The sequence below is a fragment of the Pseudomonas sp. 18-147 genome, from assembly GCF_051048045.1.
Taxonomy (GTDB): Bacteria; Pseudomonadota; Gammaproteobacteria; order Pseudomonadales; family Pseudomonadaceae; genus Pseudomonas; species Pseudomonas aeruginosa.
The window spans coordinates 3,397,993-3,411,823 of sequence record NZ_CP182296.1 but is presented as its reverse complement, the minus strand read 5'-3'; the positions used below and the strand labels follow the sequence as shown (position 1 = coordinate 3,411,823).

The 13,831-nt window shown below is 67.6% G+C and carries 11 protein-coding genes; 6 read left to right on the top strand and 5 right to left on the bottom strand.

What is annotated here, in order from left to right:
* Positions 1 to 82: 82 nt before the first annotated feature.
* The 3 genes from ACM0M4_RS16180 to ACM0M4_RS16170 all read left to right on the top strand — a co-directional run bounded on the left by ACM0M4_RS16180 (position 83) and on the right by ACM0M4_RS16170 (position 4,193).
* A complete protein-coding gene (locus tag ACM0M4_RS16180) occupies positions 83 to 1,453 on the top strand; it encodes an APC family permease (RefSeq protein WP_003106497.1) in 1,371 nt (456 codons plus the stop codon).
* A gap of 487 nt (positions 1,454 to 1,940) precedes the next feature.
* Positions 1,941 to 3,170 carry a serine/threonine transporter SstT gene (sstT, locus tag ACM0M4_RS16175; protein WP_003106499.1) on the top strand — a complete coding sequence of 410 codons (1,230 nt, stop codon included), beginning with the start codon at positions 1,941 to 1,943 and terminating at the stop codon, positions 3,168 to 3,170.
* A 120-nt stretch (positions 3,171 to 3,290) separates the two neighbouring features.
* Positions 3,291 to 4,193 (top strand): RluA family pseudouridine synthase, encoded by a 903-nt coding sequence (locus tag ACM0M4_RS16170; protein ID WP_003106501.1) that lies wholly within the window; start codon positions 3,291 to 3,293, stop codon positions 4,191 to 4,193.
* 158 nt (positions 4,194 to 4,351) lie between these two features.
* Here the strand turns inward: ACM0M4_RS16170 and ACM0M4_RS16165 are convergent, their stop codons facing one another.
* The 4 genes from ACM0M4_RS16165 to cmrA all read right to left on the bottom strand — a co-directional run bounded on the left by ACM0M4_RS16165 (position 4,352) and on the right by cmrA (position 9,095).
* Complete coding sequence (locus ACM0M4_RS16165; protein WP_003114879.1) at positions 4,352 to 6,226, bottom strand: DUF3857 domain-containing transglutaminase family protein; 1,875 nt, start codon at positions 6,224 to 6,226, stop codon at positions 4,352 to 4,354.
* A 174-nt stretch (positions 6,227 to 6,400) separates the two neighbouring features.
* On the bottom strand, positions 6,401 to 6,661 hold the full coding sequence (gene yidD / locus ACM0M4_RS16160) for a membrane protein insertion efficiency factor YidD (protein WP_003106504.1): 261 nt from the start codon (positions 6,659 to 6,661) through the stop codon (positions 6,401 to 6,403).
* Between the two features lie 58 nt (positions 6,662 to 6,719).
* The gene (locus tag ACM0M4_RS16155; protein ID WP_016561831.1) at positions 6,720 to 8,075 is read right to left on the bottom strand and encodes a hypothetical protein; all 1,356 of its coding nucleotides are present in this window, start codon (positions 8,073 to 8,075) and stop codon (positions 6,720 to 6,722) included.
* A gap of 87 nt (positions 8,076 to 8,162) precedes the next feature.
* Positions 8,163 to 9,095, bottom strand: coding sequence for an AraC family transcriptional regulator CmrA (cmrA, locus tag ACM0M4_RS16150; RefSeq protein WP_003106506.1), 933 nt, complete (start codon positions 9,093 to 9,095; stop codon positions 8,163 to 8,165).
* Positions 9,096 to 9,682: 587 nt separating this feature from the next.
* Between cmrA and ACM0M4_RS16145 the strand changes: the two genes are divergently transcribed.
* Positions 9,683 to 9,979 carry an antibiotic biosynthesis monooxygenase family protein gene (locus ACM0M4_RS16145; RefSeq protein ID WP_003118540.1) on the top strand — a complete coding sequence of 99 codons (297 nt, stop codon included), beginning with the start codon at positions 9,683 to 9,685 and terminating at the stop codon, positions 9,977 to 9,979.
* 57 nt (positions 9,980 to 10,036) lie between these two features.
* Here the strand turns inward: ACM0M4_RS16145 and ACM0M4_RS16140 are convergent, their stop codons facing one another.
* Complete coding sequence (locus ACM0M4_RS16140) at positions 10,037 to 12,031, bottom strand: alkaline phosphatase D family protein (protein WP_025324900.1); 1,995 nt, start codon at positions 12,029 to 12,031, stop codon at positions 10,037 to 10,039.
* 327 nt (positions 12,032 to 12,358) lie between these two features.
* Here ACM0M4_RS16140 and ACM0M4_RS16135 point away from each other — a divergent pair, with 327 nt between their 5' ends.
* Both ACM0M4_RS16135 and ACM0M4_RS16130 read left to right on the top strand, forming a co-directional pair.
* On the top strand, positions 12,359 to 12,865 hold the full coding sequence (locus ACM0M4_RS16135) for a sigma-70 family RNA polymerase sigma factor (RefSeq protein ID WP_003088700.1): 507 nt from the start codon (positions 12,359 to 12,361) through the stop codon (positions 12,863 to 12,865).
* Entirely contained in the window at positions 12,862 to 13,815 is a 954-nt protein-coding gene (locus ACM0M4_RS16130) for a FecR family protein (protein ID WP_003128727.1), read from the top strand. The genes ACM0M4_RS16135 and ACM0M4_RS16130 overlap by 4 nt, the downstream gene beginning before the upstream one ends.
* Positions 13,816 to 13,831: the final 16 nt, after the last annotated feature.

Sequence of the window (13,831 nt, the reverse complement as noted above, 5' to 3'; positions counted from 1 at the left end):
ACGGCGGCAAGCCTGCGGTTTCCGCCCGTCCGCCTTCCTTTGCTGTGCATTAGAAAAAGAAGAAATCGAGGCAAGCATACCCATGTCGAATCCTCCCCCCACCGCAGAACGAACCCAGCTTCGCAAGTCCCTCAAGCTGTGGCAGATCGTCATGATCGGGTTGGCCTACCTGACCCCGATGACCGTCTTCGACACCTTCGGCATCGTATCCGGGATTTCCCAGGGACACGTGCCCACCGCCTACCTGCTGGCCCTCGCCGGCGTGCTGTTCACCGCGATCAGCTACGGCAAGCTGGTCCGCCAGTTCCCCACCGCAGGCTCGGCCTATACCTACGCGCAACGAGCGATCAATCCCCATGTCGGCTTCATGGTCGGCTGGTCGTCGCTGCTGGACTACCTGTTCCTGCCGATGATCAACGCACTGCTGGCGAAGATATACCTGACCGCATTGTTCCCCGAGGTCGCCCCGTGGATCTGGGTGGTGATGTTCGTGCTGATCATGACCCTCATCAACATCAAGAGCGTGAACCTGGTCGCCAATTTCAACACCGTCTTCGTGCTGGTCCAGCTGGCGATCATCGTGGTCTTCATCGGCCTGGTGATTCACGGCCTGAACAACGGGGAGGGGACCGCCACGGTGCTCAGTACCCAGCCGTTCTTCTCCGAGCACGCGCATCTCTCGGCGATGGTGGCGGGGGCGACGATCCTCTGCTTTTCCTTCCTCGGTTTCGACGCGGTGACTACGCTGTCCGAGGAAACCCGCGACGCCGGCAGGGTGATCCCGCGGGCGATCTTCCTCACCGCGCTGTACGGCGGGGTGATCTTCATCACCGTGTCGTATTTCCTGCAGTCCTATTTCCCGACCAACGTACGCTTCAAGGAACCCGACGCGGCGCTGCCGGAAATCGCCCTGTACGTCGGCGGCAAGCTGTTCCAGTCGATCTTCCTCTGCGCCACCTTCATCAATACCCTGGCGTCGGGCCTGGCCTCCCAGGCCAGCGTGTCGCGCCTGCTGTACGTGATGGGGCGGGACAACGTGCTGCCGGAGCGGATCTTCGGCTTCGTCCATCCGAAATGGCGTACGCCGTCGATCAACGTGCTCATCGTGGGCATGGTGGCGCTCTCGGCGATCTCCTTCGACCTGGTGACCGCGACCGCGCTGATCAATTTCGGCGCCCTGGTGGCCTTCACCTTCGTCAATCTCTCGGTGATCGTGCATTTCTATGTGCGCGGCGGGCGCAACCGCAGCCTCAAGGAGCATTTCCACTACCTGGTCCTGCCATTGCTCGGCGCGGCCATCGTCGCGGTGCTCTGGCTCAACCTGGAAAGCACCTCGCTGGTGATGGGGCTGATCTGGGCCGGACTGGGCTTCGGCTACCTGTTCTACCTGACTCGCAGCTTCAGCCGTCCGCCGCCGCGCTTCCAGGAGAGCGAGCTGAGCCCGACCCAGTGAGGCGAGCGGTGAATGGATTCAGCGGAAATGTGAAGGAAAAAGATTGGTAATCTTCACGAAATTTTCACGGTGACGGGTCAATCATGGACCCATGGCTAACGGACTAGCCCCCCATCTGAAGCCCGCCTCATGGCGGGCTTTGGCTATCTGCAGACAGCGAATTTCGCGTTTTTCCTCCTTTTCACAGGGATTTCCGGCCTCCCGGCTGGCAATGCGCCTGCGACGACATGTCCGAATCCAGACAGAATTGGACGCCCCCAAAAAGCGCAGACACGGCTAGAATCCACGCCGTCCCGATCCGGTTCGATGGCCGTGGCGGGGGAGCCCGGTATCCGCTGGTCGGTGTTTCCTGTGGTGCTGTGCGTCCTTCCCTAGACTACCCGGCTCGCTCGAACCATCCCTTCGCGGGGGCGGAACGGCACAGGGTCGTTCGGCATGGAAGCTGCCTGGGCCGGCCTTCGACACACCTATAAGAGTAGAAATCTGCATGACATACCCTGAACGTCCCCTGCTTCATCTGCTGACGCGTACCAGCCTGGTGGGCCAGATCATCGTCGGCCTGATCGCCGGCCTGCTGCTCGCCAGCTTCTTCCCGGCCGCCGCGCTCAAGGTCGGCTTCATCGGCAAGGTCTTCGTTTCCGCGCTGAAGGCCGTCGCGCCGGTACTGGTGTTCGTCCTGGTGATGGCATCCATCGCCAACCACAGGCAAGGCCAGCAGACCCATATCCGGCCGATCCTGCTGCTGTACCTGGTCGGCACCTTCAGCGCCGCGGTGGTGGCGGTGATCGCCAGCTTCGCCTTCCCCTCGAGCCTGGTGCTGGCCAGCCATCCGGGCGAGATGTCGCCTCCGGGCGGCATCGCCGAGGTGCTCCAGTCCCTGCTGCTGAGCGTGGTGGACAACCCGGTCAACGCCCTGATCTCGGCCAACTTCATCGGCATCCTGGCCTGGGCCATCGGCCTCGGCATCGCTTTCCGCCACGCCAGCGATACCACCCGCAACCTGCTCTCCGAGCTGTCCAACGGCGTCTCGCTGATCGTCAAGGTGGTGATTCGCTTCGCCCCGCTGGGCATCTTCGGCCTGGTCGCCTCGACCTTCGCCGAGTCTGGCGTCGAGGCCCTGAAAGGCTATGCCCACCTGCTGGTGGTGTTGCTCGGCTGCATGCTGTTCGTGGCCTTCGTGGTCAACCCGCTGATCGTGTTCCTGAAGATCCGCCGCAATCCCTATCCGCTGGTGCTGACCTGCCTGCGCGAAAGCGGCATGACCGCGTTCTTCACCCGCAGCTCGGCAGCCAATATCCCGGTCAACCTGCAGCTCTGCGAGCGCCTTGGCCTGCACGAAGACACCTATTCGGTATCGATCCCGCTGGGCGCGACCATCAACATGGCTGGCGCGGCGATCACCATCACCGTGCTGACCCTGGCAGCGGTGCATACCCTGGGCATCGCCGTGGACGTACCGACCGCGATCCTGCTCAGCGTGGTGGCGTCGATCTGCGCCTGCGGCGCGTCCGGCGTGGCCGGCGGTTCGCTGCTGCTGATCCCGCTGGCCTGCAGCCTGTTCGGGATTCCCAGCGAGGTGGCGATGCAGGTGGTGGCGGTAGGCTTCATCATCGCGATCCTCCAGGACTCCGCGGAGACCGCGCTGAACTCCTCGACCGACGTGCTGTTCACCGCAGCCGCCTGCGAGGCGGAAGAGCGCAAGGCGAGCGCCGCCTGATTCGATCCCTGGGTCACGGAAGAAACCGCCTTCGGGCGGTTTCTTCGTTTCGCCCCGGCGTGCTTTGACCTGTGCGCCGCGCTGCGGCCTAATGGTCGCCCGTCCTTCCCGAGTTGCCGCATGTCGTCTCCTTCCTTGCCCGATGCCAGTCTCCGCGCCAGCACCCTGCATCTGCCGGCCGGTCCCTGGAGCACCGTGCTCGACTGTCTCTGCGCGCGTTTCCCGGCCATCGACCGCGACACCTGGCTGGCGCGCATGCAGCGGGGCCGGGTGCTGGACGCCGAGGGGCGTGCGCTGGGCCCGCAGGCGGCATATCGCGAAGGCCTGCGTGTGCACTACTTCCGCGAGTTGCCGGTGGAGGCACCGATTCCTTTCGAGGCGCGCATCCTGTACCGCGACGAGCATCTGCTGGTGGCGGACAAGCCGCACTTCCTGCCGGTGATGCCGGCCGGCGGCTACGTCGAGCAGACGCTCCTGGCGCGGCTGGCCCGCAGCACCGGCAATCGAGACCTGGTGCCGCTGCACCGGATCGACCGGCATACCGCCGGGCTGGTGCTGTTCTCGACCAATCCCGGCAGCCGCGGGCGCTACCAGGCGCTGTTCCGCGAGCGGCGCATCGACAAGTGCTACGAAGCGATCGCTCCGGCCTTGCCGCAACTGGACTTCCCGTTGCTGCGCAGGACCCGCCTGGTGCCCGGCGAGCCGTTCTTCCGCATGCGCGAAGGCGAGGGCGAGCCGAACAGCGAGACGCGCATCGAGGTCGTCGAGCGCAACGGCCGCTGGTGGCGCTACCGGCTGTATCCGGTGACCGGCAAGAAGCACCAGCTGCGCGTGCACCTCGCGGCACTCGGCGCGGGTATCCAGAACGATGGGTTCTATCCCGAGCTGCTGGACGCCGAGGGCAGCCCCGACGACTACCTGCGGCCGCTCAAGCTGCTGGCCAGGGGGCTGCGCTTCGACGACCCGCTGAGCGGGGAGAGGCGTACGTTCGAATCCGGGCTGCGGCTCGATTGGCAGGTGTAGGCGACAGGCTCGCCAGCGGAATGCTGGCGTACGTCGCCGACCCGGAGCGCATGGCGCGTTTCTATGAACAGGTGCTCGGCCTGGAGGGCTGCGCGGGCGAGTAGAAGGATCGCCCGCTGGTGCGGCTGGACGCGCCCGCCGGAGCGGGCGCGGGTCGCTCAGGGACGCTTGTCCAGCTTGACCACCAGGCGCAGTTGCTCGACGCAACCGCGGCTCTGCTCGATCAGCTTGCCGAACTCGGCGCTGTTGATCTCGTCGTGGTTGAGCCAACTGGTCTTCTGCACTTCCCGATAACGATAGTGGTAGCCGCCATCCTTGGCCGGTTCGGCCTGCAGGTCGATGTCGAACCAGGGACTGCGGATCTCGCAACTGTGCGCCGGCTCGTCAGTCTTGCCGCCGGACAGGCTGATGTCGTAGGACGTGATCTGCGGTTCGCCCAGGTACAGCTCGGCCAACTGGCCTTCGCTACGGTACTTGGCGAAGGCATCCCACTGGCTGGCCAGGTCCTGGCGGTTGTAGAAATACTCTCCGCCGAGCCGGTCGAGGGCGCGGCGGTCGGTAAGCCTGGCACTGATCGTATAGCTGGGCGGCAGCACGAACTGGCTGTCGTCGCGCTCCAGCACGCAGTCGCTGCCTTCCTTGGCGAAGTTGCGGCACAGGTCCTGGTCGGTGCTGGTGCGGCCGCGCTGGCGATCGGCGACGCTGAGCTGCATCAGCGGCGCGTTGGAAAGCTCCACGCGCGACTCGACCCGGGCTTCGCCGTCATGGGTGTAATGCTCGCTGCGGGTCACGCGCAGGGTGTCGCCGGGCGCTTCCAGGGGAATCTCGTCGCGCCGCACCTTGCCGTCGGCGCCCAGCACCAGCGCCCAGCGCTGCTGGATGTCGGGCATGATGCGGCCGGGAGCGAACACCGGGTTGGTCGGGTCCAGCCACCAGGTCTTGCCGTCCACCTCGGCGCGGACGATGGCATGGTTCGGCGCGTACATGCCGGGCACCAGCAGGTCCCAGACCACGTCGCCGCGGCTGACCAGGGTCGGTTCGGCCTTGATCCCGGCGGCCTTGAGCATGGCGGCGAGGAGGATCGCCAGGTCCTTGCAGTCGCCGTAGCCATTGCGCTCGATCTCCGCCAGGGAGAAGGGCACGTAGCCGCGCTCGCTGGCGCGCCAGTCGCCCAGGTAGCGGTAGGTGTCGTTGATGTACTGCATCAGGCCGGCGACCTGCTCGCGGGCCGGCTTGCCCTTCACCGCGGCGACGGCCGCCGCGGCGCCCTTGGGCAGCTCCGCGGCGAGGATCTCGTTGTAGCGCGCGGCGAACGGGCCGAAGTTGTCCTGCAGGTCCAGCGAACTGCCCAGCTCCAGGCGCGGGGTATGGCGCAGGTAGGCGTTGCCGGCTTCGTTGATGTAGTTGGTGTATTGCGGCTTTTTCAGGCTGACCTTGAGGGTCTTCTTGTCGGCGCTCTGTTCGATGCGATAGGCGTCCATCAGCTCGCTGCGCACGAAGATCGGCCGCTCGGCCTTGAACTCGGCGACGAAGCGGTCGTCGCGCACCGGCATCGGCGGGCGGCTGAGAATGTAGTGGAACTGGGTGCTCAGCGGCTTGGCAGTGAAGTGCTCACGCAGGGTGTAGCTGATGCGGGTGCCGACGCGCAGGTTGGGGAACGCCAGGGAGGTCTGGCGTTCGCGCAGGAAGCCCTGGTCCGGGTTCGGCGCGGTGCGCGTATCGATCTGCGACTGGTCCAGCGGCACCGGCTTGCCGCCGGGCTGGGTCAGCTCGGCCTTCTCCACGATCAGGCTGTCGGTCTCCGCGTAGCTGCGATCGATGCGCGAGAGCATCTCGCGGCCGCTCGGCTTGAGGATGGTGAAGCTGTAGGTGCTCACGCAATCGGTGCTGTTGTCGGCGTTGAACTGGCAGCGGAACTCGGTTTCGCCGGCCAGCGGCGCCTCGGCGATCGGTTGCAGTGCGGCGAGGGCCGGGGTGGCGGCGCAGAAGACGCTGGCGGCGAGGAAGGAAGGGGAGAAGGGATGACGGGGCATCGGTGCCTCAGGATGAAACGTTTGAGCGGAGCTCCCAGGCGTCGCCTGGCGCATGGGGGCGCCGGGCGATAGCCGGGGAGATGGACCCTGAATGATAGGTTTTATCAATTCCGCATGTCGACCGGCGGGTCCGGTTATGTGCGGAATGTCGCCGTTGCGATCTTTTCGCCGGCTTCATTTGCCGGGCTTTGCCGTTCTGTGGCAGGCGCACGCCTGTTCCTGGCGCTCCGGAACCGGGTCGTAGCCGCCCGGGTGCCAGGGGTGGCAGCGCAGCAGCCGGCGCGCGCCGAGGTAGCCGCCTCGCAGCGCGCCATGCACGCGGATGGCTTCCAGGGTGTAGTGCGAGCAACTGGGGTAGAAGCGGCAGCGGGGACCGATCAGCGGGCTGATTGCGTACTGGTAGAAGCGGATCAGCCCGATCAGCAGGAACTTCATGGCGAGCCCTCGGCGGGGTTGCGGCGGCGAGCGGGCATTGTAGCGCCGTTGTCGGTCCTCAAGGAGCATTCTCCGCCGCGCAATAAAGGGTCCGCCCGTCGACGAGGCTGCGAGCAGTCGCCAGGCGGCCGCGCAGGCCGGGTTCTTCCGGCGCCAGCGTGCCTTCGCGCCAATCGCCTCCGCGCAACGGAATCAGCGCCGAACGGCCGTAGCCCGGGCAGTACGCCTCGGCGTCGCCCTCCAGGTAGTCGACGCCGTCCAGGGTCAGCTCGCCGACATTCCAGCGCGCGCCGAGGTAGGCCTGGCGGAACGGCCCGTCGGCAAGGACGTAGAAGCCCCCGCGCACCTCGCTGGCCGCCGTGGCGAAGCCGATGGTGCGTCGCGGTTGCGGGATCACCAGCAGCGGTCGCCGTGGGTCGGCGAAGGCCTCCTGCAACTCGACCAGGCGCTGGCGGGTGGCGCCCATCTCGCGCCGGTAGCGCTCGCCGCGCGCCCGCGCGTCGTCGGGAAGTTCGCTCCAGGCCGGAGGCTGGTCGCGCAGCAGGTAGTCCAGCGGCCAGGTGCCGGCCGTCGCGGCTTCCTTCCAGTCCGCGTCGTCGTCGCGCAGGTCCAGCAGCACTCCGGCCAGCGCGCCGATCTCGTAGGCTTCGCTGTCGACGCCGACGCCGATCTCGTTGGCATCGTAGAAGGCCAGGGCGTACTCCCGCAGCGCCTGCCGATAGCGTTGCGGATCCTCGGCGAAATCGGTGCGGTAGCGCGCGGCGGCGGCCATCTCGATGTAGCGCGCGGTGCCTTCGCTGAGATCGACCTGCGCCGCCAGCCGGCTTTCCTCGGGAGCCGCTTCGCGCCAGCGGCGCAGCCAGCCCTGGGCGTCGCTCAGGTAGCTGTCGCGCTGCCCGGGCGTGCGCAGGGCCTGGAGCAGCGACTGGAACAGGGCATAGCGGTATTCCCGCGGGCGCGGGTCGAGCGTGGCCAGGTCGCCGCGATAGCCACCGGGCTTGCGCAGGCCCGGCCAGTCTTCCTGGGCGTAGCGATGGAAGGCTTCGTGCGGGCCGATGGCGGCCAGCGTCTCGCTATTGCCGGTATTGCTCCGCAGGTGCGCGGCGCTGATCTGCAGCAGCACCGCCGGACGGCCCCGGTAACGCGGAAAGGCATAGCTCAGGTCGAGATCCGGGTCGCTGTCGCCCGCCGCCGTGGTGCGCTGCGCGCGGCCTTCGGCATCGGCGACCCAGGTACTGCGGCCATCGCTGTAGAGGAAGGCCTTGTCGGCCATCCGCCAGCCGGGCCAGAGTCGTTCGCTGTGCTGGCCGACGGCATGGACATAGGCCAGGTAGCGGCGGGCGAACGACTCGCTGTCCGTCGCCGCGGCGGGAAGGGACAGGGCAAGCAGGAGCAGGGGCAGGGCTCGGGTCATGGCGGGTACGGTTGCGCAAGGTCGGTCGGGGCGACGAAGGTATGCCGCCGCTTCCCGATTGACCGTCGCGGCCGCTGCCGCGTTCCCCTAGGCGGTGTTGCGCGCCCGCGCCAGGTCGCGCAGCGGCGGGGCGCCGAACAGCCGGCTGTACTCGCGACTGAACTGCGATGGGCTTTCGTAGCCGACCCGGTAGCCGGCGGCGGCCACTTCCAGGCCCTCGCTGAAGATCAGCCGGCGCGCTTCCTGCAAGCGCAGCTGCTTCTGGTACTGCAACGGGCTCATCGCGGTCACGGCCTTGAAGCGGTGGTGCAGGGTCGAGGGGCTGAGGTTGACCACCTGGGCCAGTTGCTCGATGCGCAGCGGCTTGCCGTAGTTCTGGTTGATCCAGTCGATGGCGCGGGTGATGCGGTGGGCCTGGCTGTCGGCGATGGCGATCTCGTGCAGGCGCTGGCCCTGGCCGCTGCGCAGCAGCCGGTAGAAAATCTCGCGGAGGATCAGCGGCGCCAGCATCGGGATGTCGCGCGGGCTGTCCAGCAGATGGATCAGGCGCAGCACCGCATCCAGCAGGCTGGCGTCGATACGGTCGACGTAGAGGCCACGGTCGCCGCGCCGGCTGGCCACTTCCATGGGCCCGGCGTCGGAGATCAGCTGGGTGATTTCCGCAGGGTCGATATCCAGCCGGACGCAGAGGTAGGGCGCGTCCGGCGAGGCGTCGATCACCTGGCCGGCCAGCGGCAGGGTGACCGAGACCACCAGGTAGTGCAGCGGATCGTAGATATAGCGTTCCTCGGCCAACTGCACCTCCTTGCGGCCCTGGGCGATGATGCACAGGGCAGGTTTGTGCATGCCGCGCGCCGGCAGGGTGGGGCCGTCGGCGCGAATCAGGGCGAGGGGGTCGACGGCGGTGCCGTAGACACCGTCGCTGGGACAGTGCTCGAGCAGCAACTGCGCCAGTTCGCTCTGGCGCTGGCGCAGTTCGGCGGGGAGATCGACGGAAAGAAGCGGGGTGTTTTCGCTCATGCGGGGACTCGCGGGGGAAACCTTCCCAAGACTAGCGCGCGCCGCGGCGGCAGGCACTCATCGCGATGCGCGTTGGCAGGATCAGGCAAGCATTCGCCAGGAACAGGCAAGCCAGCTCGTCGCACGGGGCGCAAGCGGATGAGAAAAAACCGGAACGCGGCAGTTTCAGGCAAGAACCCGACAGTATCCGTCTACCGATTCCCCGCGCCATCCCCCTAATCTGGCTGGCATGGCGGAATCTCCGTCATGCCGATGGGAAACACATGCAGGGGGACACACCTATGTCAAATCAACAGGCCAGACTGTCATCGGGCGGCATGTCGCCGGAGCGCGCGCCGGGTGCCTTCCGTTCGCGGCCGGTGCGCGACGGCGCGCTGGTCCCCGAGGCGCCTTCCCGTTCGCCTTCCGGCCCTGCCGCGGGCGGCACGCTGGCGCGGCGGACCCATCCCGGCAACTGGTAATCGGAGGCAGGGCACATGCGTCACCCTTACACCCCACAGCGGCCGGCCGGCGTCTTGGCGCCGCCGGCCCTTCCACTTCTGGTGCCGCTTGCGCAGCGGCGAATCCATGTCGAGGAGGCAGAGAGCATGCCAGCGTTCAATCGGGCCAGTCACCTGGTCAGCATTCGCGCCCGCAGCGGCCAGTCGCACCGCCTCGGCCTGCGCCTGCAAGAGCTGGCGCAGGCGGGCCAGGCCGCGCCCGGTTGCCTGCGCTACGAACTGCGCCAGGCGGACGGGGACTCCGACCTGTGGTTGTTGCACAGCGAGTGGAGCGATGACGCGGCCATGCAGGCGTACCTGGCCGGCGACGCCCAGCGGGTCTTCGCCGAGGTGCTCTGGCAAGCGCTGGCGGCGACCCTGGACGTGCAGGAGCGGCCTTTCTGAAACCGGGCGGGCGGATGATGCGGCGCGGCGTCCGCCCGTCCCCCTTGTTCTGGCCTCTCAGCGACCCGGCGTGACCGGCGACTGGTCCGCTCGTTCGTCTTCGACGTCGCGATGTCGCTCGAAGGCGGTCGCCGGCGAGCCATCGGCATTGACCTGCAACACCGCGCGCGGACGGCCGTCCTCGCCAATGAATACCTGGCCGATCCCGGCGCTGTTCCACAGGCGCTCGCCGGCCTGGCTGTGCTGCGGAACGCGCGGGCGGATTTCCAGACTGCGCCGCTGGGTCAGCCAGTTCAGCGGCGACCAGGGCGCATAGAGCCAGCGATTGAGGCGGTCGAACCAGTCCAGCAGGCGTCGCGGGAATTCGTTCTTGATCCCGCTGCTGGTGATCTGCCAGAGCCGGGGCCCGCGCTCGCGATGGCGAATCCGGATGTCGTAGACGAAGGAGTAATGCACGTCGCCGGAAAGGATCAGGTAGTTACCCGGCGTACGCGAGTGGCGGAAGATGTTCATCATCACCGAGGCCGCGCCGCGATGGGCCATCCAGTTTTCCGCATCGACCAGCAGCGGCTGGCCGATCCAACTGAAAAGCTTCTGTACGCCCTCGATCAGCTTGACCCCGAACATCGGCGCCGGCGACACGATGATCGCCGCCTTTTCGCCGAGCAGGTCCTGCTGGAATTCACTCAGTGCCTCCCAGTCCATCAGCCCGGAGGGCCGGCCCAGGTTGCGCTCGCTACGCCAGCGGCGGGTGCGCGTGTCGAGGACGATCAGGGTCGGGCTGCCAGGCAACCGGTAGTGCCAGTGCTGGAAGTCGAGCAGGGCATCGAGCAGGCGGTCCTGCTCGGCGCAGGGCAGCCGGCCGTCTGCCGCGGCACCCTCCATCAGGGCCGCGACCGGCGCCAGCCATTCGCCGCAATGCTGCGGGTCGTTGCCCCAGCCCTGGCAGAGCAGGTAGGCGAGCAGGGCGTTGCCGATGATCCGCCGGGAGAACGGATGGCCGTAGGCGGTCAGCTCCCAGCGTGCTGAAAGGTTCCAGTCGTCGGTGATGTCGTGGTCGTCGAAGATCATCAGCGACGAGATATGCGCCAGCGCCCGCGCCACGCGGGGCAGGCCATCGCGGAAGGCTTCGATGTGCCGGCGCTCGCCGGCGAAGCGCTGCGCGTGCCGCGCATCCAGCCCCGGCGGCGGTTCCAGCCTGACCACGCGCCAGGGCGCCGGCGACCAGACCAGCAGGTACATCGCCAGCACCTCGGCCAGGCCGACCAGATGGTTGTGGGCGTTGGCCGAGGTGAAGATCGGCTTCTTCACCCCGCCGAAGAAGCGCTCGCGCAGGGCTTCGTTGGACTCGAAGGCGGGCAGCAGGTCCTCGCGCCGGTAGTAGGTGGCCGGGTGCGCGTAGAGTGCCTCGCTGTCGTTCACCAGTGCGCCTTCCAGGTGTTCGCCGTACAGGCCGAGGCGGTGGATCAACCCATGGATGGCCACCAGCATCGGCCCGGCGACGTCGTCGGCGTAGACCTGGTCGCCGCTCATCATCAACAACGCCGGGCGGCTTTCGGCCTGCAGCAGGTTTTCCTCCAGCAGCCGGTCGACCTGCAGCAGGCCATCGGCCGCTGGGTGATGCGGCTTGCGGCAGGAGCCGTGGAGCAACTGGTCGAGACGTGGCTTGAGCACCAGGCTGGCGCGCTGGCGACCGGGGTAGAGCAGATGCGGCGCCCATTCGGCGATTCCCGCAGGCTCCCGGCCGTCGGCGGCGAGGCGCAGGTCGTAGTCGACCAGGCGGGCGCAGGGCAACGGCGGGTCGAGCGCGACATCCAGCAGGTGCAGCCAGGCATGGGTGCCGATGCGGATGGCCGAGTGGGTTCCTTCCGCGAGGCGGACCCGACGCTCCGCCTCGCCTTCGCTGGCGAGGATCAGTTCGATGGTCGTCGGGCATGACGTGGCCAGCCAGAACACCAGGCGTCCGGGCTCTGCGCGGCGCAGCAGGGGACCGGCCAGGACCAGGGGCAGGGCTTCGTCAGGCGGGGTGTCGTTGGGGAGCGAGGCGGACATTGGTACGGGCGTTGTCGACGCGGCGAAACAAGCTGACGAGTATGCCGCTTTCGGCGGATCGCGGCGTTGCCATTTCGTAAGGAATGACGACAGTCGTCGCGGGATGGCGATCTTCTAATGCCAAAAAGTTAAGTACACCTTAATTAATATTCTTTTTTGCGTTCGAGCTTCTGCGGCATATTGCCTTCCGCGCAGGCCCGGCGGCCTGCCATCGCTGTTTGCGGGAGGGACACGTGCAATCCGACGTCGGCGCCGCCTCCCGCCGATCAAGGTTTCGCCTGCCACCCCGACGCCCGGTGGCGCAGGCCCGTAGCACGAGAGTGCGGAATGGGCATGGATCAGACACGCAATCGCCTCGTCGGCCTGATGTTCCAGAACGACTATTCCTGGCTGAGCGGGCGCCTGCGGCGCTACCTCGGCTGCCCCCACAGCGCCGAGGACATCGCCTCGGAAACCTTCCTCAAGGTCCTTGCCCTGCCGGACCCGGCAAGCATCCGCGAGCCGCGCGCGCTGCTCACCACCATCGCCCGCCGGCTGATGTACGACGGCTGGCGGCGCCAGGACCTGGAACGCGCCTACCTGGAAAGCCTGGCCGGGCTTCCGGAGGCCCTCGCGCCGTCCGCCGAGGAGCAGGCCCAGGTGGTGGAAACCCTGCTGCGCCTGGAGCGCATGCTCGCCGGGCTGTCGCCGAAGGCCCGCGCCGCCTTCATCCATAGCCAGATCGGCGGACTGACCTACGTGGAGATCGCCGGCTTGCTGGAGGTTTCCGTCAGCCGCATCCACCAGTACATGGTCGAGGGCTTCAAGCAGTGCTACCAGGTGCTTGCCGAATGAGCCAGGGAAGGCGCGAACGCATCCTCGACGAAGCGGCGCAGTGGATGGCGCTGCTGCAATCCGGCCATGCCGGCGCCGAGGAGCGCCTGGCGTTCCAGCAGTGGCGCCAGGCCGACGCCGAGCACGGTGCGGTGTTCGACCGGCTCAGCCTGGGCTTGCAGTCGTTTCGCGACGAGCCCTTGCACGGCTTGCGCGCCGAGCAATTGATCGGAGCCCTCGAGGCGCCGTCCGCCCGTCGCCGGTTTCTCCAGCGCAGCCTCGGCCTGGCGGCGTTCGGCGTGGCGACGCTGGCGCTGGGGCGGATCGGCATCGTCGGCTTCCCCTGGCCCGGCGACCTGTATACCGGCACCGGACAACGCCAGAGTTTCCGCCTGGAGGATGGCAGCCAACTGGTGCTGGACGCGCGCAGCCGGGTACGCCCCGAATTCGATGGCTACCGGCGTCGCCTGCGCTTACGCGAGGGCCGCCTGCTGGTTGACGTGGCACGGGATCCGGCGCGGCCGTTCGTCGTCGACACCGGGCGCGGCCAGGTCGAGGCGCAGGGAACCCGCTTCCAGGTCAGCGATGACGGTGCCAGCTCGCGGGTGGTGGTGCTCGAGTCGCGGGTGCGGATCACCACGGCCGACGGACGGCAATGCCTGCTGGAGCGCGGCCAGAGCGCGCGTTTCGACGCCTCGGCGATTCTCGCCCGAGGTCCTGCCGAAGGCGGCGAGAGCGCCTGGCTGGATGGCCGGCTGGAGGTCCGCGACCGTCCGCTGGGGGAGGTACTGGAGGCGTTGCGCGCCTATCGCCGCGGCATCGTCAGCGTCGCCGACGACGCGGCGGCGCTGCGCGTCAGTGGTATCTACCCGCTGGACGACAGCGGCGTGGCGCTGGCATTGCTGGAGCAGAGCCTGCCGATCCGGATCGACTACCACGGGCCCTACTGGGTCAGCATCGCCAGCCGCTGAGGCGCGCGCCCGGCGG